The sequence below is a fragment of the Gordonia heveisoli genome, assembly GCF_030315745.1.
In the GTDB taxonomy this organism is placed as follows: Bacteria; Actinomycetota; Actinomycetes; order Mycobacteriales; family Mycobacteriaceae; genus Gordonia.
Genome location: NZ_JASXSH010000013.1, coordinates 92,648 through 117,017 on the forward strand (window position 1 = coordinate 92,648; position 24,370 = coordinate 117,017).

Genomic DNA, 24,370 nt, shown 5'->3' on the forward strand with positions numbered 1-24,370 from the left:
ACGAAATCTCCAATCGGTTTTGACTGTGTGATCGTCACGGTTAGGTTGTCGACAATGAATGTTGGCGAGGAAGAGCACCGCGCGCTCACCCCCACCGAGGGTGAGACGTGGTCGGCGTTTGTGGACGGAGGCTGGGCGCTGTTCGCGTTGGTCACCGACCAACTCAGCGCCCAGGGACTGTCCGTCGCCGACATGCGGGTTCTCGAAGCCCTCGCCGGCGCACCGCAGCGCGGTATCAGTGAACTGGCCGGTGCCGTCCATATGCGGGTCAGTACGGTGTCGCGGCAGATCGGCCGTCTCATCGAGGATGGTGACGTCGAGAAACTCAAATCCGACGGCGACGGCCGCCACCGGCTGGTGCGTCTCACCGACAAGGGCCGCGCCACCCTGAACGAGCACGTCCGGGTGCGCGACGCGGTGATCCGACGCTACGTCGTCGACGTGTTGAGCCCGGAGGAGTATGCCTGCCTCGGGCGAGCCTTCCGCAGCATCGGGGATGCGGTGATCGGCGAGCAGGCCAAGGAGAAAGGGCCGACTCAGCTCACCTGAAGTAGCACCTTGCCGATCGCGTCGCCGCTGTCGAGGTGAGCGTGGGCCGCAGCGGCCCGATCGAGGGGGAAGACCGTGTCGACGATGGGGGCGACACGGCCACCCTCGATCATCGGCCACGTCGTCGCGAGGGTGTGCTCGACGACCTCCGCTTTGCCGCCTGCGCCGTGCACCGGTCGCGACCGCAGCGTCGTACCGGCGACGGTGGCCCGCTTGGCCATCAGCAGACCGATCGGCAGCTCGGCCTTGGTGCCGCCCTGCATCCCGATGATGACCAGTCGACCACCGGTGGCCAGCGCGTCGATGTTGCCGCGCAGATATTTGGCGCCGATGATGTCGAGGATGACGTCGGCGCCCCCCTCGGCAGCCAGAACTTCGGCGAAATCTGTTGTCGTGTAATCGATCAGAAGGTCGGCGCCGAGCTCGCGACAGCGATCGAGTTTGGCGGCGTTGCGAGCGGTCACCGCCACCCGCGCGCCGACCGCATGTGCGACCTGGATGGCGTGCGTCCCGATGCCGCTCGACCCGCCGTGGACCAGCAGCAGCTCCCCGCCCCGCAGTCCGGCCATGCCGAATACGTTCGACGCCACTGTGCAGGCCACCTCGGGCAGCGCGGCGGCGTCGACGAGACTCACCCCGGACGGCACCGGCAGCAACTGCGCGGCGGGCACGGCGACCTGTTCGGCGTAGCCGCCGCCGGCCAACAATGCGCACACCTCGTCGCCCACCGCCCAGCCCGCGACGTCGGGACCCAGCTCTGCGATCCGACCCGAGACCTCCAGCCCGAGCGTATCCGAAGCGCCCGGCGGTGGTGGATACAAACCCTTGCGCTGCAACAGATCTGCCCGATTCACCCCGGCTGCGACGACGTCGACGACCACCTCACCGGCACCCGCCCGCGGTGCCGGCACATCGTCGACCGAGAGATTCTGATCCGTGACCACGATTGCCTTCATTCTCCCGATCGTGTCACAGCCGCCCCGATCGGCGGGACCGGTCGGCGCCGGGTGTCGGGTGCTCACGTACTCTTGCAGGTCAGGGAAGCGTGGCAGAGCGGCCGAATGCACTCGCCTTGAAAGCGAGCGTGGGTAAAACCACCGGGGGTTCAAATCCCTCCGCTTCCGCCATTGTGATGAGTCGCGACATCGTTGACAGACGATGTCGCGGCTTATTGCGTTTGTGGGGGGTCATCGGGTGTGGGCCCGCTGATGAACGTCGGCGCCTGACGCCGCCAATCAGACCGGGCAGGAGCCGCTCACAACTGCTGAGCGTGACGAGCTGACTCGATTGCGCCGACAGGTCGCCGACCAGGAGAGAGGCATCGCGTGATCATGCCGCGCCTCCGATGACGCGGGGACGTCGCGGGTCATGTCCGCTGCGTTTGATCTCCTTTGCCGCCCAGGGCAGATAGGCGAGGCCGATCGGAAGGCGGTCGAAGATCGGGGCGAGCGCCCTGATCACCCGAGCCGCCCGAAGGAATCTGCGTTCCCGGCTCGCCGACCACTCGATGCCCACAGCTGTTTTGACCTGTGCGGGAAGGGTCCCCGCGAGTACGGTCCGAGTGAACGCATTGATCGGGGTGGCGATCGGCCACCACAACCATGCGGGGATCGGACCTGGGCGGGGCACGCCCTTACGGATGTAGCCTGCGCCGTAGCGGACCACCCGATTGGGTGCCATCCGGTCGAGCATGTCATCCCAGTACTCGACGAACTCGTCGTAGGTCTCCGGTTGGTTGCGCGCACTGACCCCGTAGAGCCGATACCACGCCTTGCCCTCCTCGAAGATCTGCTGCTTCTCCGCATACGACAACGGCCGGATGAAGGTGTCGGCGCCGTAGATCACCTGATCGATGAATGTCGCATGCGCCCAGTAGAACAGCTCGGGATTGAGCGCGTGATAGCGCGACCCGTCGGGCATCTGACCCTTGATCGGGCGATGGAAGTCCCGCACCTTCTGCCCCCACGTGTGGGGATCGCTCGAGTACACCGTGTGCAGGACGGGGATGGCCGTCCGGCGGGCACGGCCGACGAAGTCTCCGAAGATGACAGAGTGGTCGTCGACGGCCTGGGCCAGTTGGGCGATGGAGTTCTCGGTGGAGGCGAGCCGCTGAAAACCCAGGAGCTGCACGCGCAGATCGCCGTAGTACCGCCAGATCAGCGAGTCGGGTCCCAGTGGAGGTGTGGCTCGGTGCGAGTCGTCCCCGACCGTCAGTGCACGGGCCTCCCCGGTGAAGTCGTCGAAGGCCGACGACGCGCGTGGGCAGGTCATGTGTGCTCCTCGGTCCGCGTGCGCCGACGCAGGACGATCGGCAGTCCGTCTGCCGGATACGGTCCAGTCAGATATCCCATGCGGGGTGAATATCCCTGGGGTACCGACCATTCGAAGTCGAGGAGCATGCGGTGCAGGATGGATTTGGCTTCCATCCCGCCGAAGTACATCCCGATGCACTTGTGCACTCCGCCGCCGAACGGGGTGAACTGATGACGATGGGCCTTGTCCTCGCGGTTGTCCTCGGCAAAGCGGTTGGGGTCGAAGGTGTCCGGGTCACGCCACCACGGTTCCATCCGGTGGCCGGACGATACCGCCGCGCCGACGAGGGTGCCCTTGGGGATGAAGTGGCCGAGCAGTTCGGTGTCCTCGGTGGTCTTGCGGGCCAGTGCGCCGACCGGAGAGCATAGGCGCAGGCTCTCCTTGAACACCAGGTCCAGGGACGGCAGCTTGTCGATGTCGTCGTAGGTCAGGTAGTTGCGGCCGAGTGCCTCGCTCTCCTGACGGACCCGATCCTGCCATTCGCGATGTGCGGCAAGGTTGTAGATCATCATCGACACCGTTGTCGTGGTGGTGTCGTGGGCGGCCATCATCAGGAAGATCATGTGGTTGATGATGTCGTCGTCGCCGAACTCGGCACCGTCGTCGGCCTGGGCGTTGCACAGGACGCTGAACAGATCGGTGCCGGGGTTTGCGCGGGCCTGGGGGAGCTTCGCGCGGAAGAAGTCCTCCAAGGTCTTTCGTCCGCGTAGCCCCGCACGCCATTTACCGCCGGGGACGTCGTGGCGCACCACCGACAGGGTCGCCTGCACCGCCGCGGTGAAGGCATCTCGTAGATCCTGCGACTGCGCGTCGAGATCCTCGCCCATGAACACCTGTGAGGCGATCTGCAGGGTCAGGCGTTTGACGGCGGGATAACTCATGAATTCGGTGTCCGGCGCCCACGACGTCAGCGTGTGATCGATGGTGGTGGTCATGGTCTCGAGGTAGCCGATGAGCCGGGGCCGGGTGAACGCCTGTTGCAGGGTACGACGGTGGTAGAGATGCTCATCGGAGTCCATCAGCAGGATCCCGCGCCGGAAGAAGGGTTCGAGGAACTGCTCCCAGCCGGAGCCGGCGAACGTCTTGCTGCGATGGGACAGTACTTGCCCCACCGCATCGGGGCCCACGGCCATCACCACATCCCGGCCGGCCAGGCGGGTCCAGAAGACCGGTCCGTACAACTCGTACTGGCGGCGATGCAGGGCCAGGAGATCCTCGAAGGCCTCGAAGGTGTGGCCGGCGATCGGCAGCCCCGGATCACCCAGGACCGGCCGCAGCGTGGAATCGGCAGGTGGGGTGGCGAGTTCGCGTGCGGGCCGGTGCACGGTACGGGTCGCCCGGGCGAGCAGCGTGGTCATCGTCCGGGTCATGGTGTCGCTCACGCGTCGCTCACCTGCTTGCCGAGTCGGGTCAGGTATTCGGCACGACGGGGATCGGCATTGGCCTCGGTGCTCAGTTCTGCACCGCCGGCCTGGCGACGGAGCCCCTGTAAGACGCTGTTGGGCAACAGATGTGATGTGCGTTCGGCGGCACCGAGCCAGCCCGGTATCACGATCTCGGCTCTGCGGTGGAGCGTGGATTCGACGATGGCGGCAGCGATGTCCTCCGGTTCGACGGTCACCGCGGCCGGCATCGACAGTCCGGCACCGAGATCGGTGTTTACCAGGCTGGGGAGGATCGTGGTGACACTCACGCCGTGGTCGGCGACCTCGTCGCGGACCGAGGCGCTCAGTCCGACCACCGCGTGCTTGGTCGCCGAGTAGACGGACCCGCCGGGAGTGGGCATCTTGCCGGCCAGTGACGCGACGTTGACGACGTGGCCGCGTCGTCGTTCGATCATGCCCGGCAGCACTTCTCGCATCCCGTTGATGGGTCCCCACAGATTCACGTTGATCTGGGTGGCGGTGACGGAGTCGGCCTCGTCGAGGAAGTTGCCCAGCGGCATCACGCCGGCATTGTTGACCAGGATCGAGATCGGTCCATGTGCCGATTCGATCGCGGCACGGAAGCCGGCGAACGATTCGCGGGATCCGACGTCGAGTGCCAGTGCCTGGCAACCGAGTTCCCTGGCGGTCGCCGTCGCCGTCTCGAGGTCACGGTCACCGAGGACGACGGCCGCGCCGGCGGCCACGAATCGTGCCGCGGTGGCGCGGCCGATCCCGCGTGCGCCGCCGGTGACCGCGACCACCGCCCGTTCGATGTCGATGCGTGGGTATTTCACGAAGAATGACATGAGGTTCTTTCGTCGAAGATGGTCGTTCGGGTGCTCAGAGTCCGAACCGGGCGAGGCCGCGGCGGTGTGCGAAGCGTGTGGCGGCGCGGAACAGGGCACGTCGCCTCGGGGTGTAGGGGAACCAGTTGAGATCGTTGACGGGGACGGGAATCCAGCTGGTCGCCACCACCTTGGTGCGCGTGTACTTGAGCAGACCCTGCTCGGCGGCGCGTCCGCCGATCCCCGAGGTCTTCCAGCCGCTCTGGGGGACCTCGGCGCACATCATGTTGGCCAGGAACTGGTCGATGTTGACCGCACCCGCGTCCAGACGTGCCGCGACCCGCTCGCCCTCCTGTGTGCTGTGGGCGAAAACCGTTGCACTGAGGCCGAAGTCGGAGTCGTTGGCCAGTGCGATGGCCTCCTCGGTGTCGGCGACCTTGACGATGGGCAGGACCGGACCGAAGGTCTCCTCCTGCATGATCAGCATGGAATGGTCGACGTCGACGAGAACGGTCGGTTCGAACCAGGTCCCAGGCCCGTCGACCTTGTGGCCACCGGTCAGCACCGTGGCACCCTTCTCGACGGCGTCGGTGACCTGCCGGTCGACGACGTCGATCTGGGGCGGATGGGTCAGCGCGCCGACGTCGCTGTTGTCCCCGACCCCCGACCTCAGCGAGCGCACCTTCTCGGTGAGCTGGTCGACGAAGGCGTCGTAGACCCCCGCGGCCACATACACCCGCTCGATGCCCATACACACCTGACCGTTGTTGGTGTAGCCGCCGTACAGGGCGCAGTTGACCGCGCGGGGAACGTTGGCACCGTCGAGCACGAGGAGCGGATCCTTGCCGCCCAGTTCCAGACTCACCGGAGTGACGGTCTCGGCGGCACGGGCGGCCACGCGTTTCCCGGTGGCGACCGAACCGGTGAACTGGACGAAGTCGACCACGTCGACGAGCGCCTGGCCGGTCTCGCCACCGCCGAAGGCGACGTCCACCACCGCGGGCGCGCCGATCTCCCGCCACCCGCGTACCAGGGCCTTCACGCCCAGCGGTGTCACCTCGGAGGGCTTCAGGATCACCGCGGAACCGGCGAACAACGCCGGCAGGGCATCGCCGAAGGTCAACAGCAGCGGGTAGTTCCAGGCGCCGATCACGCCGACGAGGGGCCTGGCGGTCCGGTGGACCGTGTACTTCTTTCCCAGGACGAGCAGTGACGAGCCGCGAGTGGTGGTGGTGGCCATCAGCTTCGGTGTGACCCGCGTGTAATAGTCGATCACCTCGACCATCAGGGTGAGTTCGAGGAGCGGTTCGTTTGCCGGCCGTCCTCCCTCGTCCTGGCCGATCCGGATCAACTCGTCGGCGTTGTCGAGCAACCACTGGCGGAACTTCCGAATCCAGTGCGTGCGTTGCTTGACCCCGAGCGCCTCCCATTGGGTCTGGGCCGCGCGGAGGCGCTCGGCCATCGCACCGACCTGGTCGGCGTCGTGCAGGGGGATCTCCCCGAGAATGCTTCCGTCGCTGGGGCGTCGCACCGCGATGGTGTCGGCACCGGCGGGGATTTGCGGGTCTGTGACGTGAGTTGCGGCCATGCTTATCGAACCTTTGCGAGGATGCCGGAGAGGGCGCGGAGGAGTCGGCCGAACGGAACCCGGACGGCGTTGGGAAGGGAGCGGATCGCCACCACGGGACCGCTCAGCGAGACGGTGAAGATGCTGCCGAATGCGCGGCCGGACACCGTGTGGGTGGTGCCGTCGATCACGGCGTGACCTTCGAGGGTGGCGAAGCCGCTGACGAAGGCGACCTTGTTGCTGCCGGGGGCCGCCTTGATGGCCCGGCTCGAGGCATCGCGCCGGGTGAAGGTCAGATCGATACTGCCCGAGTCGTTCTGGTCGGTGAGCCGGAACTTGTGGACGTATTCGACGCCCTCGTAGCGTCGGCGTTCGAGGACGTCGAAGCGGCCGGTGATGAAGTGGTGATGGTTCGAACCGTCCACCGAGACCGACGCGAACGGAACCGGATCACCCTCGGTGACGAAGCCACCGGCCTGCACGACGACGCCGTCGGGTCCCGCGCTCGGCGTCCAGTACCAGTTCCATCCGTTGACGAAGGTCGGCGGGCTGACCTCGCCGAGGTACGGCTCGAACCAGCCGAGCGTGCCGAACAGGTGCTCGACGTAGCCCAGGCCACCGACCTGGTACTCGACGTCACCGAAGGTGATCGTGCCGGAGCCGTTGAGCCGGTAGACGACCCAGTGCTTGAACTGGTCGTCGATGTAGCCCTCACGCTCGGCCGCAACCTCGGCGGTGTAGGTGATGTCGGCGACGATGTGTGCGCCACTGGCCGATTCGCCTTCGCTGCGCAGGTGATAGTTCGGGTAGGAGCCGCAGAGTCGGGACGATCCCGCGCTCACGTCCATCGCCGATGCGCTCGCCCGGATCGATCCACTCGGCAATGGGCCCGAGCCGAAGTCGGCGATCAGTCCGGCGTCGGGGGAGATCAGCAGCCGTCGGACCTCCTCGATCACATTCGTGAACTTGGAGAAGATCGTGACCAGCGCCATGCCGTCCACCGGGGTTCCCGGTGCGTCGATGAGGAGATTGGCGTACCACCACTCGACCGGATGTGGTCGGCCGTCGGCTGCCTCCCCGACCTCGTTCGCCGTCAGCGTGCGTGCAGAGGCCACTCGGGCCACCTCCCAGGATTCACGGACCTATCTGGTAGAGATCCTTGCCAGAATAATTCTGGTAGGGCACCTTGCCAGACTGGTAGGGTCGCGTCAAGACCTCGATGACAGGAGTGTGCGGTGGCCGATACCCCGCGCCGGACCTACGCCGGTGAGACCGCCACGGAGCGGGCCGTGCGGCGTCGTGATGCCCTGGTCGATGCGGCGATCACCCTCGTCGGCGAGCAGGGCTGGGCCGCTCTCCGGGTGGAGAAGGTCTGTGCCGCGGCGGGTTTGAACAATCGCTACTATTACGAGTGCTTCGGGAGTCTGGACGCGCTCTCGGTCGCGATGGTGGACCGGTTGACCGACGAGATCCTCGAATTGGTTGTGGTCGAGGATCTCTCGGGACCGGCCTCCGACCTGATCGAGGTCATGGTCGCGACCTTGGTGGATCATGCGGTGACATCCCCCGCTCGCGTGCAGGTGCTCTTCGACGATCTCGGCACCAACGCGGCTGCGGCGCAAAGACGGTCGGAGGCGGTGCGCCGAATCATCGACGTTCTCGTCCTTGACGGTCGGACCGTTCACCAGACCACCGATCCGATCGTCGAGGTCACCGCATCAGTTCTGGTCAACGGCAGTATCCGGACGATGCTCGACTGGCTCGACGGACGCCTGGAGCTGACTCGAGATCAGTTCGTGCAGCACCTCACCCACATCTGGACGACCACCACCCAGGCGGTCCTGTCCGATCCTTCTGCTCTCGGCGTCGAGGCGCGCTGACCTCGGGTCTGCGTCATCGTCGCGCGGGGACCGGCGATGTTCGTCACCTGATCCGCCGTCGCCATTGCTGATAGACCATCGGGTCACGCGGTCTGTCGCGTCACCGGGAGGGTCCTGTGATCTGTCCGCGCTGTTCGCAGGACCTGCGTCGTCGCGATCGGGAAAACCGTGTGTGCACGGTTCGCCCTCGAACCCGAGCAGACCAGGTCGAGAAGTACTGGAAGGCGGTCTACCGGGTGACGGTCCCCGGGGCGGGCCCGATCGCATCCAGCCCCTGCACAGCTCACCCCAATATGTAAAGTTTAATGCGAGATTTCTACATGTTCTGGCAGCAAGTGAACTTAGTTTGCAGTTGTGGCGGGCACCATCTGGGACCCTAATGCCGCGGCACCTCTGCGCCGGGCAACGATCGCGCCGTGGGGGCGGACATCTTTCCCTGTGCGGGTGTGCGTCTCGACGACATCGAACCCGGCAGCTTCGATCAGTTCACCCATCTGTCCCACCGGCCAGCGGTAGGCCTGGGTGACGAGATGCCCGAACGGCTCCAGATCCGGCCACTCGAAGAACCCGACCAAGAGTCCGCCACCGGGCCTGGTCACGCGCGCGAACTCGTCGAAGACGGCAGGCAGGTCCTCCGGCCGGTGGTGGATGGTCGTGTACCACGTCAGCACACCGCCGAGTGATCCGGTGGCGACGTCGATCTGCTCGAAGCTGCCGACGTCGAAGGTGAGGCCGGGATAGGTCGTCGTCGCGTGGTCGACGAACTCGGGGACCAGGTCGATGCCGCGAACGTCGACGCCGTGCTGGGCGAGGAAATTCGTCCACTGTCCGGGGCCGCTTCCGGCGTCGAGCACCGTGCCGGTCTGGCTCCCGGCCCAGGTGCGCACGAGTGCGCGATCGGATGGGTGCGTCTGGGAGATGGAGCCGCAGACGTCGATGTACTTCTCCGACCATGCGGAGTACGACCGGGAGACGGGGTCGGTGTTCGTCACTCCGACGATCATGCCAGCGGTGGTAGGAGAGTTCGCCGAGGCGCGCTGCTTCTAGCGCCGGGTGCCGGGAATCCGGGCAGAAGATCGTTCGGATGACGGTTCCCACGCACCCGCGGACGCTACTGTCAGCCCACTACTCAACCCTGGGAGAGGAACCGCCGTGACCAGTCCCACCACAGATTCGACCTTCGTGACCGTCGGCGTCGACGAGTCGCCCGAATCCTTGGAGGCGGTCGCGTGGGCCGCGAAGTTCGCCGTCGCCGATGGGTCGGTGCTGAAGCTGGTGCACGTCATCGCGCCGATCGAGTGGATGTTCGGGGCCACCAACGCCTTCAGCCCGGACGGTCTCAAGTCGAAGTTGCTCGCCGAGGCCGACGCCGTGCTGGCGGGTGCCGAAAAGGCTGCGCGTGCAGCCGAATCCGGGGTGCGCGTCGAGCGAATCGTCCCCGACGGCCCGGTCGCTGAGAAACTGGCCGAGGTCGCCGACGGTGGGCGGCTGCTCGTGATCGCGTCGGGCAGTTCGTCGTTGCTCGGCGGGCATGTCACCAAGATCGTCAACCGGGCGACCACGCCGGTGCTCGTCTGGCGCGCATCGCTGGCCAAACGGACCGGCCCGCCGCTGCCGGTGGCCGTCGGCGTCGACGAGTCGGAGAACGCCGAGCGAGCCGTGCGTGCCGCCTTCGAGGTCGCGAAGGTGCTGCGCGCGCCGATCGAGGCGATCCACATGTGGGAGACGAGTGCCGCGGTCGGCCTCGGCTACGCCGCGGGTCCGACCGACTGGGATCTGCAGCGCGTCCTCAAGGCAGAACAGACCGAGCAGGTCGCCGCGCTGATCGCGCCCATCGCCAAGGACTTCCCGCACGTGCACACCAGTACCGTCCGCGCCGACACGACGCCGGTCAAGGGATTGACCGAGGTTTCCGAACACGCGCAGCTGGTGGCTGTCGGAAGTCGGGGCCGGGGACGACTGGCTGCCGCGATCCTGGGGTCGGTCAGCGGATCGCTACTGCACCACGCCCGATGTCCGGTGCTGGTGGTGCGCTGACCGGCCCGGCGCACTGCGAACGAAACATCTGTGCCGAGAAATGACACCGTGCCCGTCGGCCGGGCCATTCCGGTTTACGCTCGCGACGTGTCCGAATTCAAGGTGAAGAGCCGTCGGCTGGCCGTTGTCGCGGCAGCCACGACCGTGTCGATGGCCATGTCGATCGCGGTGGCGATCGTCGGGGTGGGTCCCGCGAACGCCGACGACGAGGTGTCGACGGGTGTCCCGAACTGGTCGGGGCTGAACGTGACCGATTTCCACGGCCCGATCCCCGCGAAGGCGGGCACCTTGATGGCGCGGGTTCCGCTGGCCTCGGAGCTCAATTTGCCCGCGGCCGGTGATGCCTACCGGATCCAGTTCTCGACGCCGAATCAGCATCACCGGATGGCGACTGGGACCGGCGCGGTCTTCCTGCCCAAGGGTCGCGCGCCCAAGGGTGGCTGGCCGGTGATCTCGTGGGCGCACGGCACGGTCGGTATGAACGACGACTGCACCCCGTCGGCCTTCCCGCGCAGCGCCCGCGACCAGGCGTACCTCGGACACTGGATCGAGCAGGGCTACGCGGTCGTCGCGGCCGACTACGTCGGGTTGGGGACGCCGGGTCTGATGAGCTACCTCAACGGGGTTGCCGCCGCCCACTCCATCGTCGACGTGGTCGTCGCGGCCCAGCAGATGGATCTGCCACTGGCGAAGAAGTGGGCGATCATCGGTCAATCACAAGGTGCGGCAGCAGCATTGAACGGTGCCCGGTATGCGACGGATTTCTCCCGGGGAACCGGACTGGACTATCGGGGTGTGGTGGCCACCGGGATCCCGGCGAATCTGGAGTATCTGTACTCGACGCTCGGGCCGGTTGTTCCGCCGGTCAACCTGCCCGGCGCACTCAACGCGTACACCGCCTACATCCTCGCCGGACTCGACGAGGCACGCCCCGAACTGCATCTCACCTCCGTGCTGACCGCGAAGGGACTGCACCGACTGGAGCAGGGCCGCACCACCTGCTTCCCGGCGTTGCGCGACGAGCTGACCGGCGATGCCGTGCGAACCTGGTTCATCCGACCGTTGGCGAGCATCCCGGGTGCCGACGTCGCGCTGCGCCGCTACATGGCCACCCCGTACAAGGGTTACGACCGGCCGATCTTCCTCGGTCAGGGGCTGCGCGACGTCGATGTGCCTGCGCCCTCGGCGTTGTCGTTGTATCTGCAGATGCGGGCCAACAACCAGCCGGTCGAGCTGCGGGTGTATCCGGCCGAGGATCACTCCGGGACGGTGCTGGCGTCGATGCCCGACTCGACGCCATTCCTCGCCCGCATCATGCGTTGATGCGAAAGATCCCCGCGTTCGGTGTGAACGCAGGGATCCGGTCGCCGTCGTAACGGTCTGATCAGGCCTTGGTCTTGGTCTGGACTGGCACGGTCTCCAGATCGGTGGTCGCCGAATTCTGCTCCGGTGTACTGCGTTTGGGTGCGGTCCGGTAGTGGGTGAAGTAGATGGCCAGGCCGGTGAACAGCAGCCCGCCGATCAGGTTGCCCATCACCGTCGGCAGTTCGTTCCACAGCAGGTAGTCGGTGACGGTGAAATCCGCGCCGAGCATCAGACCGACTGGGAACAGGAACATGTTGACCACGGAATGCTCGAAGCCCATCGCGAAGAACAGCAGCACCGGCAGCCACATGACGATGATCTTGCCGACGACGTCCTTGGCGATCATCGCTCCGATCACCGCGGTCGAGACCATCCAGTTGCACAGCATGCCGCGCACGAAGACCGCGATCCAGCCGCCGACTCCGTGTTCCTGGTAGCCGACCGTCCGGTCGTGGCCGATGGCGGCCAGCTTCGACCCGAAGTCGGCGAACTGGTTGGCTTGATCTTCGATGGTGGTGTCGAATCCGTAGGTGATCATGACCGACATCAACAGGGCGACCGTCAGTGCGCCGGCGAAGTTCCCGAGGAACACCAACCCCCAGTTGCGCAGCACCGCTTTCGCCGACGCGCCCGGTCGCTTGGCCATCCACGCGAGGGGGCCGAGGACGAAGACCCCGGTCAGCAGGTCGTAGCCGAGCAGATAGAGCAGCACGAAGCCGATCGGGAAGAGCAACGCGCCGACGAGTGCCGAACCGGTGTCGACGGTGATCTTGACCGCGAATGCGGCCGCCAACGTCAGGATTGCGCCACCCATATACGCACGGATCAGGGTGTCGCGGGTGGACAGCGCCAGCTTCGACGCGCCGGCGTCGATGAGTGTCTGGGCCAGCTCGGGCGGCTTGACATAGGTCATGGGAACTCGGGACTCCTGTGTCGGGTCGGTGGACGGCTCGACGCTAGAAGCCTGGTGTTACGGATACCGCCGGGTCCCGATGCCGCGTGCGTAACCGACGACGCACACCGGCGGTCGGCCGGTGGTGAAGTCGCCGATCAGCCGATGAAGGCGTCGACCTCGATCTCGACCTTGAGTTCGGGATCGATGAGTGCCGCCACCTCGACGATGGTGGAGGCCGGGCGTGCGTTGCCGAACACCTTGGCGTGTTCGGCGGTGATCGCGGTCCACTGCGAGACGTCGGTGACGAACATGCGAGTCCGCACGACGTCATCCACCGATGCGCCAGCCTCTTCCAGTGCCTCGCTGATGCGGGCGAGAGCGGTTCGGGCCTGCTCGGCGGCGGTGTCGCCGGTCCCGGTGGTGCCCGATACCCAGATGTGGTCGCCGACACGGACAGCGCGGGAGTAGCCGATCTTGGCCTCCCATTCGGAACCTGAGGAAACCGTCTTACGTTCTGTCATGGCGCAAATCATCGCACCCGGTTATCGCCGATTCGTGGGTGGGTGGGCCCGCAATCCCTGCAATGCGGATGCGACGGCGGCGCGACTGCGTTCGAGCGCGCGGATCTGCTCGTCGAGTCGGGCGAGCTGTTCGGACAGGATCTGCGACTTCTCGCCAGGGTCCATCGCGATCCAGTGCTGCATCTGTGTGCGCATCCGGTCGAGCGAGAACCCGGCCGCGCGACCGGCGAGGATGAGCTCGATGCGTTGCTGGGCGGCGTCGGTGTAGTCGCGGTATCCGTTGGGCAGCCGGACGATCTGGCCGGGGCTGAACATATCGCGGTCCTCGTAGTACCTGATCGCGGACGGTGCCAGTCCGGTTCGGCGCGCGAGTTCTCCGATGCGCATCTCTTCTCCTCTTGACCTTCAAGTTACTTGAAAGTTTAGCGTTTCGGTCGTCGGTCGAAAGTCGGTCGGTGGCGGTGCGCGTCAGCGGGTGGGAGTGGACATGGCAGTCAAAATGCTTGCGGTATCGGTGATCTTCCTGTTCTCGGTGAGGCTGATCTTGTTGGTGGTCGCGCATCTACGTCCGGGCGGGATCGATCCGATCCGCGACGCGGTGAGCGACTATGCGCGGGCATCGGCACCCACCACCCGGACGGTCGCGGCGGCCGCGTCGTGGGCGGCGGCAGTCGGCTGGGCCCTGCTGGGTGTCGGACTGCTCATCGACGGCGAGGTGGCGTTGGGCTGGCAACTCGTGGCGCTCGCCGTCGTCGTCGGGGCAATTCCGTTGGTGCCCACCGACGGTCCGGGCGTGTCGATGACTATGCGTGGGCGGTTGCACCTGCTGATGGCGATCGTGTGGTTCGCGCTGGCCTACCGGACCATCGAACCGCTGTCTCGGGTGGTTGGCGGGGACCTGCCTGCCCGGATACTGTCGGCGCTCGCGACGGTCGCCGCTCTCGCGTTGGTGGCGCTGGTTGTGTCCAGAGTCCTACCGCCGTTGCGGAGCAGAACCTTTGGACTCAGTGAGCGGGTGTTCGTGCTGGTCGTCACGGTCGTACCGATCGTCGCGGCGGCGGGGCTGGGGAACCGGTAGCCGGCCTCGTCGCCGATCTGACCACTCGGCCGCCGGGCGCACCGACCGCGGCGCCCGCCGCGGCGCGGGTCGAGGTTCGTGGTAAGCCCGCCCTCGGTACGTTGAGTCAGCCCTGCCACGGTCAACCCACCGAGGTGTTCGACGTCGTCATCGGCCAGTACGTGACGACTCCGGTTCCCCAAACGCCGAGTGGCGAAACGCAGAAGGATCTCAGCTGCGCGGTCACCTGGAATGGGAGCAAACATCAAATCGCCTACCTGGTCACGTCCGTGGTGCCCGCGAGAGGCCTTGATGCAGAACGCAACCGGTATCGCTTGAGCATTCACGACCTCGGCCAGGCAACCCCGGTCGCGACGGTGGAAGTCGCCGGAATCGCGCGTGACGACTCCGTCGAACTGATCGGGGCCCCGGGGGCGGTGCTCGTGGAGACTGTCAGTAGCCCGGGCCGCACGGTCGCCTACGACCCCACCACGCTCCGTCAGTTGTGGCAATCCGATCTCGAGGTTGCAGACGTCAACGACGACTCGATCGTGCTGACCAAACGGCCCGGCGCACCGGGTTCGGTCCACGATCCGGTGACCGGGAAGGTGCGGTTCACCATGCCCAGTGCTCCGATTCACACCTATCAGGGGAGCTATCTGGCGCGCGAACCCAAAAACATGCTGGTGTATCGGTCGAGTGATGGCCGAAAGTTTGCGACGCCGGTCGGTGCGGCCATCGGGGGATGCCAGCCCAACGTCTACGAAAACTACTATGCCTGCGTCGGTGACGGGCAGGTCGTGATCATCGACATGGACACCGGCAAGACGATCATCAACCGCACCAGTGACGATCAGAACGAAGTTCGCGTAAGTCACCTTCTGATCTTCCAGAACCGGATGTACATCGACACCGTGTCCGGTTCGGAGACCACTCACTCGGCGATGATGACCCTGCCGGATCAACAAGAGTTCGCCACCTCGTTCTCGACGATTCCCCGACTGCGACTCAAGGGCTGGACCATGGTGACCCCGAAGTTGACCTGCCTGTCCAGTGACTGCGGCCAGCAGCTGATCAAGGACGTCGACGGGAACTATCCGGGACCGTGGTCGTGAGCGTGTAGTCGGGCACCCCCGGACGAAGCGCGGCGGTATTACCCTCGCAGACATGCTTGTCCGCGCCCGCACGATGCCCGCCCCGACGATGGGTGCGTCCGCGTGAAAGTGCTGGTGATCGACGACGATCCGGCCATCGCCGAGACGGTGCGGCGGACGCTGGTCACGCAGGGGTGGACGGTCGCCGTCGTGGCCGACGGGGTGGCCGGGTTGGAGAAGGCCGAAGCCGGTGACTTCGACATCATCGTGCTGGACATCATGATGCCCGGCCGCAACGGATATGAGGTGGTCCGCGATCTGCGGCAGGCCGGGGTGTGGACGCCGGTGCTGATGCTCACCGCGAAGGACGGTGAGTTCGACGAGGTGGATGCACTGGACTTCGGCGCCGACGACTACCTGACGAAACCCTTCTCGGTCGCCGTGCTGGTAGCCCGGCTGCGGGCGCTCGCCCGGCGAGGCGCGCCCGAACGGCCCGCGGTGCTCACCGTCGGCGACCTACGGCTCGATCCCGCCGCGCACACCGTGCACCGCGGTGACACTCGAATCGAGTTGGCGCCCAAGGAATTCGCACTGCTGGCGTTGTTGATGCGACATGCGGGTACGCCGGTGGCCAAACATCGGATCCTGGAATCGGTGTGGGACGTCAACTACGACGGTGACGCCAATATCGTCGAGGTGTACATCCATCACCTCCGCAAACACATCGACGGACCGTTCGGGTGCGCATCGGTGGAGACCGTCAGAGGCGTCGGCTATCGGATCGTGCCAGCGGGAGGGTGAACCAGAAACGCGCACCGCCGCCGCTACCGGACTCCACTCCGACGGTGCCGTTGTGCGCTGCGACGATCTCGGCGACGATGGCCAGCCCGAGCCCGGAACCGCCGCCGGATCGGGCGCGCGCCGGGTCGAGCCGGACGAATCTGTCGAACACACGCTCGCGGTCGGCTTCGGGGATACCCGGCCCGTCGTCGGTGACCGAAACGGTGACCCGCGTGTCAGTCACCGACATCGTCACGCTCAGGCATTCGTCGAGATACCGTGCCGCGTTGTCGGTGAGGTTGCGGATCACCCGCGACAGCTGGCCCGGATCACCCTGCACGGTGGCCGGCACCGTCCCGCCCTCGACCACCACGCCACCGGCCGCTCGCAGGCGTTGGATCTCGGCGGCAACGAGATCGTCCAGGGCGACGGCGGCATGCGGCCGCGGTGGGCGGCCTTCGTCGGCGCGGGCCAGCACGGACAGGTCGGCCACCAGCCGCCGCATCCGTTCGGCTTCCGGTAGGAGCAGGGTTCGGACCGTGTCCATGTCGATCGCGGTATCGGTTTGCCGGGCCAGGTCGAGCAGTCCATAGATCGAGGTGAGCGGACTGTTCAGCTCATGTGAAGCATCGCCGACGAACCGTCGCTGGGCGGATTGCGCAGCTTCAAGTCGCGCGAGCATCGCATTCATGGTGTGCGCCAAGGTTTCCAGCTCGTCGTCGGTGGCGGGCACGGGTACGCGCTCGGCCAGATCCGCGTCGCTGATCTCGGCGACCCGGCGTCGGATCCGCTCGACCGGGGCGAGGGCACGGCCGACGAACACATAGGTCAGCACCGCCATCGCCAGCACGATCATCGGGAACACCGCCGCGCACAGGGCCGCGACGACCAGGACGAGGTGGTTGATGCCCTCCTCCGCCGTTCCCACCTCGACGACGACGTCGTTGCCGCCGACGTCGCGGACCCCGACCCGCCGCGCGCGATACTCGGCATCCGAGGGGGCCGCCTGTGCGCCGTCGACGACGACATGAGTGCCTGGCGGTAGCGGACCGCCGAGGCCGGCGCCCGCGCGCGACCGGCTGGTGCGGACCACCTGCCCGTTGCCGTTCAGGATCTGGACGAGGTCGACGTTCTGGTCGGTGTTGAACAGTGCTTCGTCAACGCCGGCCGGGCTACTGTCGGCCAGCGCCGCGGCAACCTCGTTCGCCCGGGCGGAGTTGGCGCCGTCGGCGGTGCGCAGCAGGACGCTGTGTAACACGAGCACCAGCACCGTGCCCGCCACCAGCAGCGCGCAGGTGACCAATGCGGTGGCGATCAGGGTCAGGCGGGTGCGCACCGGGCGGGTTCCGCGGGACAGGCGCCCGCACAGCGTCGAGCCTGCTCCGCGCGCTGTTAAGCCTCCACTAAGCACCGGTTGCTCATCCTGGGGGGATGGAGACGAAGTGGAAGGCATGGGTACTGGTCTACTCGGTACTCGTCGTCGGGGTCATCGGGGTCGGATTTCTGGTGGCCGGCGGGCCGACCGGCATCGACCGCGCCGTGATGGATGCGGTTGCGGGCGTCCGTGGCGATGGCGTGACGTCGGTGGTGCTCATCCTGACGGCCCTGTTCAGCCCGGCTCTGGTCCCGGTGTGGGCGGTGGCCCTCGCGGTGAGCATGTTCGCGATCGATCGTCGGGTGCAGCGCGGGGTCGCGGTGCTGGGGTCGGTCGTCGTGGCGTCGGCGGTCGCCGAGGTCATCAAGCTGATCGTCGCGCGCCCGCGGCCGCCGGCACTCGACCAGATCAACGGCTTCGAGGCGACCCTGTCGTACCCGTCCGGACATGTCACCGGTACCGCGGCCCTGCTGGTCGCCGTCGCGCTGGTGCTCACCGCGACCGCCGCACGAGCCGCGCGCGTCGGCGCTCTGTTCGCGGCGCTCGCGGTGACCGTGCTGATCGCCTGTACGCGCCTCTATCTCGGCGTGCACTGGCTGACCGATGTGAGCGCAGGACTGGTGATCGGGGTCGGGAGCGCGGCGATGGTCGTCGCGCTGACGCCGTCGGTGGTGGCCGCCGTCGAGGCTCGGGTGCATGGGCGCATCCCACCTCGGGCCGCACAGTGGCTGAAAGCCGGTTCGTTGAGCCCCTTGTCGAAAGTCGGGGACGAGTAGTTCTTCCCCGACTTTCGTGTTCGTCCTCTATGTGCAAGTCGGGGAAGGTTCCGAAGGTAGGGGAGGAACTTCGTCCCCTAGTTTCGGCCGGGGGTGGGGGCAGGGGGGGTGGGGGCGGGGTGCAAAGCGGGCGGCGACGATCCGCGGCCGCTTCGGTATTCTCACTCGCGCAACTGCCCGCACCGCCGGCGGGGGAAGAGTGACCGGAGGGGATCGTGACATCGAGCGAGGCCACGGCCGGCGATTCCAGCGCCGGATCGTTTAGCACCGGGTCCTTCAGCGTCGCATCGTTCAATGTCAACGGTATTCGGGCGGCCCGCCGCCGGGGATTCGACGACTGGCTGGCGCGCCGGGCACCTGATGTGGTGGGACTGCAGGAACTGCGGTGCGACGCCGACGATGTCGGCGACTTCGACGGCTACGTCGCGTCCGTGGACATCGGCTCGATCCGGGGCCGCAACGGCGTCGCGATCCTGACCCGGCGACAGCCGGCGGCCGTGCGGACCTGGGCGACGCATCGGCCCGCCGCCCGGGGATTGTCGGCGTTTGCCGGCGAGGGACGCTACATCGAGGTCGACCTGGCCGATCATCCGCTGACCGTGGCCAACCTCTACCTTCCCAAAGGTGGGCTGCCCGCCGAACTCCAGCGTCCGGGGTCGATGCGCGAGCAACCCGACGGCGGTGCCAAATACGCCCGCAAACAACGGTTCCTAACCGGTTTCGCGCGTGAACTGCAGCGCAACCGAGTCGCCGCTCGACGCGCAGGCCGCGAGTTCATCCTGCTCGGCGACCTCAACATCGCGCACCTGGAACACGACGTGACCAACTGGCGGGCAGCGCGCAAGATGGATGGCTTCCTGCCCGAGGAACGAGAGTGGTTCGGCGAGATCACCGGACCGCGGCGGCTGGTCGACGTGGTGCGTCAGCTGCAGGGTGACCGCCCCGGCCCGCTGACATGGTGGAGTTGGGCCGGTCAATCGTTCGACAAGGACGTCGGCTGGCGCGTCGATCATCAGCTGGCCACCCCGGCCCTGGCCCGCCGCGCGCGGCGGGTCACCGTCGACAAGGAACCGTCGGCGCAGTTGCGGCTGTCCGATCATGCGGCGCTCATCGTCGACTACGGCTGACCGGGCGCTGGGCGCGCCCGCGGACCCTCGGCGCCGGCCCGAACGTCGGGCGCCCTATCATGCATTCGTGCAGTACACGCGGTTCGTCGCCATCGGCGACAGTCAGACAGAGGGCCTCGGAGATCCACACCCGTCCTACGAATTCCGGGGCTGGGCCGATCGGCTCGCCGAGCGGATGGCGGCCCTCAACCCAGAGCTGCAGTATGCGAATCTGGCGATCCGCGGCAAGCGCACCCGCCAGATCCTCGACGACCAACTCGAACCCGCGCTGGCTTTGCGGCCGGATCTGATTGCCGCACCGCTCGGCATGAACGACGTGATCGGCAATGGTGATCTCGCCGAAGTACATGCTGACCTCGATCTCATCTATCGGCGACTGGCCGGGGCCGGCGCGACCGTCGTGGTGTCGACCTTCCCGAATATGGTGCGCACCATCCCTTTTGCCGCACGCAAAGAAGCGCGGCTGTTGGCGTTGAACCAGATGATGCGTGATTTCGCCGCCGAATACGGCTTCGTCCTCGTCGACCTGCATGCGGCGCCGGTGCTGGTCGACCTGCGCTCGTGGTCCACGGATCGGCTGCACGCTTCGCCGTTCGGGCACCAGCGTTTCGCCGACGGCGCCGCCCATGCGCTGGGACTGCCCGACAGCGACGCGGACTGGGGTGCGCCGCTGCCGCCGGTCGAGGCGCCTCACCCGATTTCGGCGGCCGTCCGCGATATGCGCTGGGCGGTACAGTTTTTCACTCCGTGGGCGATCCGCAAGATTCGTGGGGTGTCGCTGGGAGACGGACGCGATCCCAAACGGCCGGAACTCGGTCCGGTCGTCGGGATCGGCCTCCGTTGACTCTCTACGTGATTCAGTTGCGCGTGTGGGCGTCGAGCCAGTCGATGGTCTGCATCCCGAGCAGGTCGGTTCCCCAACCGTAGATGTTGGTGATGAACTGGACCATGCTGCAGTTCGTCGGCTGGTAGTCGACCTTCGCTCCGCGACCACGCCACTGCCGCACCAGTTTCCGCGAATCCTCGGCCGGTACCAACGACATCGGCGAGTCGTCGGCGACACAGGATGCGATCAGCGTCCGGATGCCCTTGCCCGGGGTTCCGCGACCCATGATGTTGTCGCGGTATGCGTGCTGGAAGTCGGCGATGTCCGCCGGGTGCTGACCGCTGGTGAACAGGGTGTTGAGCGGTACGAAGGGCAGGGTGAAGTAGCCCGGGCTCTGACACTGGCCGCGGTAGTAGTCGGCGATCGCCCGTCCGGCCGGGGTCAGCTTCTCGTTGATCTTCATCTCCGGATAGGACGGTTCCAGGCCCAGCAGGGTCGCGATCGCGAACCCCGAACCCACCGACCCGTCGGAGGTGCGGATGAAGTTCTTGTAGTTCACGACCTGTCCCTCCAGCACGGCCGAGCGAATATTCAGCTCGGGTGCGTAGCTGTCCTTGAGCTCGCTGGCGAAACCGATGCCGACCCCGCCACCGGCGATGCCGAACAGTCCGATCGGCGCGGTCTTCGACAGGTGCGCCTGGTCGACGCTCAACGCCGCCCGCAGACCGTCGAGGGTGGTCCGGGCGTTGTACTTGCCTGCGAAGACCCCGTGCGGCGAGGTGTCGCCGTTGTTGCCCACATCGGAGATCACCACCGCATAGCCCTTGTTGAACATCAGGGCGAGCGGGCCCAGCGCCGACCACGACGCGCCGTCGAGCGGATCGGAGCCGGTCATCATGCCCGACGGATGGCAGTAGCCGCCGACGCTGTCATTGGCGAATTGGTAGCCGATGATCTTGCGCGTCGAGTTCTGCTTGCCGTCGCGCGGGATCATGATCAGGCCGGTGCTGATGTCCGGTTCGCCGGTCCGCGTGCGGGTCACGAACATCGTCTTGTACGCATCGAGATTGCCGGGCCGGAACCCGGTGAACTGGACGGCGACCCGCTGCGCCTTCAGGAGGGTGCCAGGCTTCTCCGTACCGGTCAGGGTGGGTTCCCGATAGAACGGGTCGTCGGGGAGCAGCGGCTTGAGGATCTCCTCGGGGCTCGCCATCCGGCCGTCGCGGAAGGTGCCCAGCGTGTACCCGGTGAACACTTCGCCGAGCGACGGAGTGCGGTTGGGTGGGGAGGCCGTCGCGGGCCCGGCCACGGCGCCGGTGAGCGCGGCCGCCACCAGTGCGGCGGTGAGGGTGGTGAGCAGGCGTTTCATCGAACCTCAACCTTCAGCGTCGCCAGCGCCGACTGGAGGGTCGGCATGATATTCCAGATCGGCCGATGGCTCTCGATCTGGCGTTCGTACGGGATTTCGAGTTGGGCGCGCAGACCGGGCCAGTCACGTTCGATCAGACGGCGATAGCTGGGCAGCAGCTGGGAACTGATGTAGGACCATCGATCGTCGAAGACCGACCAGTTCCAGTCGGGCAGCGGCAGGGTCAGCTCGACGCGCCGACCGTCGGGGGCGGTGCCGCGCATCGTGAGCGAGTTGTAGGAACGCGGCGCCGGCACGCCGGCGACGGAGGGTGACCCCGCCAGGGTGGTCGCGTAGGTCATGGCCTCGCCGACGTCACCCTTGTAGTGGCGCACGGCATTCCATTGGTCCTTGACGACTTCACCCTGTTCGCGGCGAAGGAGCCGGGAGTTGCCCGCGGCAACACCGTCGGGCGTCTTGCCCGCGATGTTGCGCCAGGCGGCGAGGATCTCGTCGTTGTACAGTCCGGCGTCGCGCATCTCCACCAATGCGGGCATACCTGCGGTGACATACGCCCGATGCATCGGCATCAGGTCGGTGAAGATGTTCTTCTGCATCACCAGGATGTCGGCCTGGATGCGCCGGAGATCGGCGGCGGTGATGGTCGCACCGAACCGTCCGAGCGCCCGAAGTCCGGACGGCAACTTGTCGACGAAGGCCGGTCCGAGTATCCGATTCGTCTCGTGCACAATCGCATTGGCGACGGGTGCGAGGCGGGTGAAATCGAAGACGTTGGTGCCGAGTTCGAAGTCGAGCAGGCCGCCACCGAAGTCGGCGCCGACCATTCCACCCATTCCGGCCCACTGCAGCTCACGATGGCTCAGCTGCAGGTTCTCGTAGAAGCGATACGACTTGATCAGATTGCCCCGGTTGGCGGTGACGCCGGCCCGCGGATTCCAGGACGCCAGGTCGATCCCGGCGGCTCGGGTGGTGTCGGCGAGCCAGTACTGGAGTAGCAGCGCGCGGTAGGAGGTGGGGGCGAGCCCGCGTGCCCGCGCTTCGTCGAGCAGTGGTTTCAGCACGGTGGGATCGGTCGGCAACGCCGGATTGATGCCGCCGGGACCGTGCGCGGCGTCACGGTTGACGAGCGGCAGATCCAGGACCCGATCGAGTGTCGAGGCCGCAGAGGCGGCCGGGGTGATGCTCGGGGCGAGTGGTGTGAGGACGGCGGTAGCGGTGAGGGCGGCGAGCGCGATGAGACGCCTTCGGCGGCGGACGCGGGTAAAGGGAGAACACAAAGACAGGGGGGTGCCTTTCGAACAGAACCAGTCCCGATGAGACGGACTAGGGGATCTGTCGCATAGGGTCGAACGAGTTGGGACACTACGTGTCGGCCGACCGGACACGCGACCCCGGTTTGTAAACCGATGTGATTGCGGTCACCGCAGTTCGCCGAAAACTGGATACTCCGGCCTCGGGCGTCCGACTTCGGCCCTCCGGCGCGACGTTTCCGAGCTGTTTTCGTGAGGGGAATCACAGGCCTGGCCGCGGTGACTGATATCACATCAATGGATATTGAGACGTTGTCGGATGCGGCTGGCGGCCCCGACGTCAGGCCGTGCAGCTCACGGTCGCCGCAACGGGCTGGTGCGGTACGGCGTGGTAGAACCCAAGGATGCGTCTACGAGCAGCTCTGCGTTCGGGGCTTGCGGCCGCCGCGGTGGCCCTCACGCTCGTCTGCGCGACCGCAACCCCGTGCGGAACGCCGACCGCATCGGCGACGCCGTCGGGGTCGATCAACAGGCAGGCGGCCGCGGTCGGCTTCATCGATGTCCGGACCGTCGTTCCCGACGCGGTGCTGGATCTGCGGTATGCCACCTCCCGCAATTTCGTCGGCGTGCGGCTGTACCCCGAGAACGCCCGCTGTCTCGTCCATCGGTCGATGGGAGCGGGCCTGAGTACGGCTGCACGAATCTTGCGCGCCCGCGGCGAGGTGCTGGTGTTCTGGGACTGCTATCGGCCGCATTCGGTGCAGCAGAAAATGTTCGAGAAGGTGCCCGATCCCGCGTGGGTGGCCGAACCCGGGCCGTACTCGCGCAGTCATGAGTCGGGGCGGTCGGTCGACGTGACAGTCGCGGCTCGGACCCCCAACTGTCCGGCGCCGCGGCGGGTTGGCGGCTGGTGTCAAGTCGACATGGGGACCGACTTCGACTCCTTCACGCCGCGCGCGGGAGCCTATGCGACGGCGGGGGTCTCGCCGTCGGCGCAAACCGCGCGTGTGCGGCTGCGTCAGGCGATGTCGGCCGGTGGCCTCACCGTCTACTCCGGTGAATGGTGGCACTTCGACGGCCGGGGTGCGGGTGACCGGCGAGCGGTCGTCGATGTGCCGATGACGTGAGAATCGTCGGGTCCGTGCAACTTTCGGTAAGGCGCTGAGGAAGGATGCCGCGCCCCTGCCGGCTCGGTGACGCATTGCCCTGATCAACGCGGCTGTGCCGCAATTCATCTGGTACTTCCGCCGGTTGCAACGTTACTGCAACCTGGCGGTTCGGACAGGGCGCATCGGCCGGTCGGAAGAATCGTGCCAATCGGACACAAATTCGTGCCGTGCGCCTGTCACAGATTTCACGCTCCCCGAAGCCGGCCTG

General features: G+C 66.7%; 24 protein-coding genes and 1 tRNA gene. 12 read left to right on the plus strand and 13 right to left on the minus strand.

Annotated features, from left to right (window positions below; all coding sequences use genetic code 11):
• Window positions 1–54 precede the first annotated feature (54 nt).
• Window positions 55–549 (plus strand): MarR family winged helix-turn-helix transcriptional regulator, encoded by a 495-nt coding sequence (locus tag QSJ18_RS13050; RefSeq protein WP_286326923.1) that lies wholly within the window; start codon window positions 55–57, stop codon window positions 547–549.
• Here the strand turns inward: QSJ18_RS13050 and QSJ18_RS13055 are convergent.
• Window positions 537–1,505, minus strand: coding sequence for an NAD(P)H-quinone oxidoreductase (locus QSJ18_RS13055; protein WP_286326924.1), 969 nt, complete (start codon window positions 1,503–1,505; stop codon window positions 537–539). The two genes, QSJ18_RS13050 and QSJ18_RS13055, sit on opposite strands and share 13 nt — an antisense overlap.
• A gap of 83 nt (window positions 1,506–1,588) precedes the next feature.
• On the opposite strand from QSJ18_RS13055, the gene QSJ18_RS13060 reads away from it, so the two are divergent.
• Window positions 1,589–1,676: transfer RNA gene (locus tag QSJ18_RS13060), tRNA-Ser, on the plus strand.
• A 202-nt stretch (window positions 1,677–1,878) separates the two neighbouring features.
• Here the strand turns inward: QSJ18_RS13060 and QSJ18_RS13065 are convergent.
• From QSJ18_RS13065 to QSJ18_RS13085, 5 genes are read right to left on the minus strand one after another with little or no spacing between them, the layout of a single operon-like run.
• Window positions 1,879–2,820, minus strand: a complete 942-nt coding sequence (locus QSJ18_RS13065) for an oxygenase MpaB family protein (RefSeq protein WP_286326926.1) — start codon at window positions 2,818–2,820, stop codon at window positions 1,879–1,881.
• A complete protein-coding gene (locus QSJ18_RS13070; protein ID WP_286326927.1) occupies window positions 2,817–4,244 on the minus strand; it encodes a cytochrome P450 in 1,428 nt (475 codons plus the stop codon). The genes QSJ18_RS13065 and QSJ18_RS13070 overlap by 4 nt, the downstream gene beginning before the upstream one ends.
• Window positions 4,241–5,095, minus strand: coding sequence for an SDR family oxidoreductase (locus tag QSJ18_RS13075; RefSeq protein ID WP_286326928.1), 855 nt, complete (start codon window positions 5,093–5,095; stop codon window positions 4,241–4,243). The genes QSJ18_RS13070 and QSJ18_RS13075 overlap by 4 nt, the downstream gene beginning before the upstream one ends.
• A gap of 34 nt (window positions 5,096–5,129) precedes the next feature.
• A complete protein-coding gene (locus tag QSJ18_RS13080; RefSeq protein ID WP_286326930.1) occupies window positions 5,130–6,662 on the minus strand; it encodes an aldehyde dehydrogenase family protein in 1,533 nt (510 codons plus the stop codon).
• A 2-nt stretch (window positions 6,663–6,664) separates the two neighbouring features.
• A complete protein-coding gene (locus tag QSJ18_RS13085) occupies window positions 6,665–7,756 on the minus strand; it encodes a hypothetical protein (protein ID WP_286326931.1) in 1,092 nt (363 codons plus the stop codon).
• A 120-nt stretch (window positions 7,757–7,876) separates the two neighbouring features.
• Here QSJ18_RS13085 and QSJ18_RS13090 point away from each other — a divergent pair, with 120 nt between their 5' ends.
• Entirely contained in the window at window positions 7,877–8,521 is a 645-nt protein-coding gene (locus QSJ18_RS13090; protein ID WP_286326932.1) for a TetR/AcrR family transcriptional regulator, read from the plus strand.
• A gap of 341 nt (window positions 8,522–8,862) precedes the next feature.
• Here QSJ18_RS13090 and QSJ18_RS13095 read toward each other — a convergent pair whose 3' ends face one another.
• Window positions 8,863–9,525, minus strand: coding sequence for a class I SAM-dependent methyltransferase (locus QSJ18_RS13095; protein WP_462476069.1), 663 nt, complete (start codon window positions 9,523–9,525; stop codon window positions 8,863–8,865).
• 148 nt (window positions 9,526–9,673) lie between these two features.
• Between QSJ18_RS13095 and QSJ18_RS13100 the strand changes: the two genes are divergently transcribed.
• Both QSJ18_RS13100 and QSJ18_RS13105 read left to right on the plus strand, forming a co-directional pair.
• Complete coding sequence (locus QSJ18_RS13100) at window positions 9,674–10,558, plus strand: universal stress protein (RefSeq protein ID WP_286326934.1); 885 nt, start codon at window positions 9,674–9,676, stop codon at window positions 10,556–10,558.
• Window positions 10,559–10,708: 150 nt separating this feature from the next.
• Window positions 10,709–11,881 carry an alpha/beta hydrolase family protein gene (locus tag QSJ18_RS13105; protein WP_286326989.1) on the plus strand — a complete coding sequence of 391 codons (1,173 nt, stop codon included), beginning with the start codon at window positions 10,709–10,711 and terminating at the stop codon, window positions 11,879–11,881.
• Between the two features lie 61 nt (window positions 11,882–11,942).
• Here the strand turns inward: QSJ18_RS13105 and QSJ18_RS13110 are convergent, their stop codons facing one another.
• The 3 genes from QSJ18_RS13110 to QSJ18_RS13120 form a co-directional block, all read right to left on the minus strand.
• Window positions 11,943–12,836, minus strand: coding sequence for a formate/nitrite transporter family protein (locus tag QSJ18_RS13110; RefSeq protein WP_286326935.1), 894 nt, complete (start codon window positions 12,834–12,836; stop codon window positions 11,943–11,945).
• A gap of 137 nt (window positions 12,837–12,973) precedes the next feature.
• The gene (locus QSJ18_RS13115) at window positions 12,974–13,339 is read right to left on the minus strand and encodes a RidA family protein (protein WP_286326936.1); all 366 of its coding nucleotides are present in this window, start codon (window positions 13,337–13,339) and stop codon (window positions 12,974–12,976) included.
• A gap of 21 nt (window positions 13,340–13,360) precedes the next feature.
• On the minus strand, window positions 13,361–13,726 hold the full coding sequence (locus tag QSJ18_RS13120; RefSeq protein WP_286326937.1) for a MerR family transcriptional regulator: 366 nt from the start codon (window positions 13,724–13,726) through the stop codon (window positions 13,361–13,363).
• Window positions 13,727–13,826: 100 nt separating this feature from the next.
• Here QSJ18_RS13120 and QSJ18_RS13125 point away from each other — a divergent pair, with 100 nt between their 5' ends.
• The 3 genes from QSJ18_RS13125 to QSJ18_RS13135 all read left to right on the plus strand — a co-directional run bounded on the left by QSJ18_RS13125 (window position 13,827) and on the right by QSJ18_RS13135 (window position 16,291).
• Window positions 13,827–14,417: a DUF998 domain-containing protein gene (locus QSJ18_RS13125; protein ID WP_286326938.1), complete on the plus strand. Its 591-nt coding sequence runs from the start codon at window positions 13,827–13,829 to the stop codon at window positions 14,415–14,417.
• Between the two features lie 314 nt (window positions 14,418–14,731).
• A complete protein-coding gene (locus QSJ18_RS13130; protein WP_286326939.1) occupies window positions 14,732–15,511 on the plus strand; it encodes a hypothetical protein in 780 nt (259 codons plus the stop codon).
• A gap of 102 nt (window positions 15,512–15,613) precedes the next feature.
• Window positions 15,614–16,291: a response regulator transcription factor gene (locus QSJ18_RS13135; RefSeq protein WP_286326940.1), complete on the plus strand. Its 678-nt coding sequence runs from the start codon at window positions 15,614–15,616 to the stop codon at window positions 16,289–16,291.
• On the opposite strand, the gene QSJ18_RS13140 is transcribed toward QSJ18_RS13135, so the two are convergent.
• Window positions 16,251–17,606 (minus strand): sensor histidine kinase, encoded by a 1,356-nt coding sequence (locus tag QSJ18_RS13140; RefSeq protein WP_286326941.1) that lies wholly within the window; start codon window positions 17,604–17,606, stop codon window positions 16,251–16,253. The genes QSJ18_RS13135 and QSJ18_RS13140 overlap by 41 nt on opposite strands.
• A gap of 95 nt (window positions 17,607–17,701) precedes the next feature.
• On the opposite strand from QSJ18_RS13140, the gene QSJ18_RS13145 reads away from it, so the two are divergent.
• From QSJ18_RS13145 to QSJ18_RS13155, 3 genes are all read left to right on the plus strand, one after another.
• Window positions 17,702–18,421, plus strand: coding sequence for a phosphatase PAP2 family protein (locus QSJ18_RS13145; protein WP_286326942.1), 720 nt, complete (start codon window positions 17,702–17,704; stop codon window positions 18,419–18,421).
• 215 nt (window positions 18,422–18,636) lie between these two features.
• Window positions 18,637–19,548 (plus strand): exodeoxyribonuclease III, encoded by a 912-nt coding sequence (locus QSJ18_RS13150; RefSeq protein WP_286326944.1) that lies wholly within the window; start codon window positions 18,637–18,639, stop codon window positions 19,546–19,548.
• A gap of 67 nt (window positions 19,549–19,615) precedes the next feature.
• The gene (locus QSJ18_RS13155; RefSeq protein WP_286326945.1) at window positions 19,616–20,392 is read left to right on the plus strand and encodes an SGNH/GDSL hydrolase family protein; all 777 of its coding nucleotides are present in this window, start codon (window positions 19,616–19,618) and stop codon (window positions 20,390–20,392) included.
• Between the two features lie 13 nt (window positions 20,393–20,405).
• Here QSJ18_RS13155 and QSJ18_RS13160 read toward each other — a convergent pair whose 3' ends face one another.
• A complete protein-coding gene (locus QSJ18_RS13160; protein ID WP_286326946.1) occupies window positions 20,406–21,743 on the minus strand; it encodes a lipase family protein in 1,338 nt (445 codons plus the stop codon).
• Window positions 21,740–23,020, minus strand: a complete 1,281-nt coding sequence (locus tag QSJ18_RS13165; protein WP_462476070.1) for a hypothetical protein — start codon at window positions 23,018–23,020, stop codon at window positions 21,740–21,742. The genes QSJ18_RS13160 and QSJ18_RS13165 overlap by 4 nt, the downstream gene beginning before the upstream one ends.
• Before the next feature lie 377 nt (window positions 23,021–23,397).
• Between QSJ18_RS13165 and QSJ18_RS13170 the strand changes: the two genes are divergently transcribed.
• Entirely contained in the window at window positions 23,398–24,120 is a 723-nt protein-coding gene (locus QSJ18_RS13170; protein WP_286326947.1) for a M15 family metallopeptidase, read from the plus strand.
• Window positions 24,121–24,370: the final 250 nt, after the last annotated feature.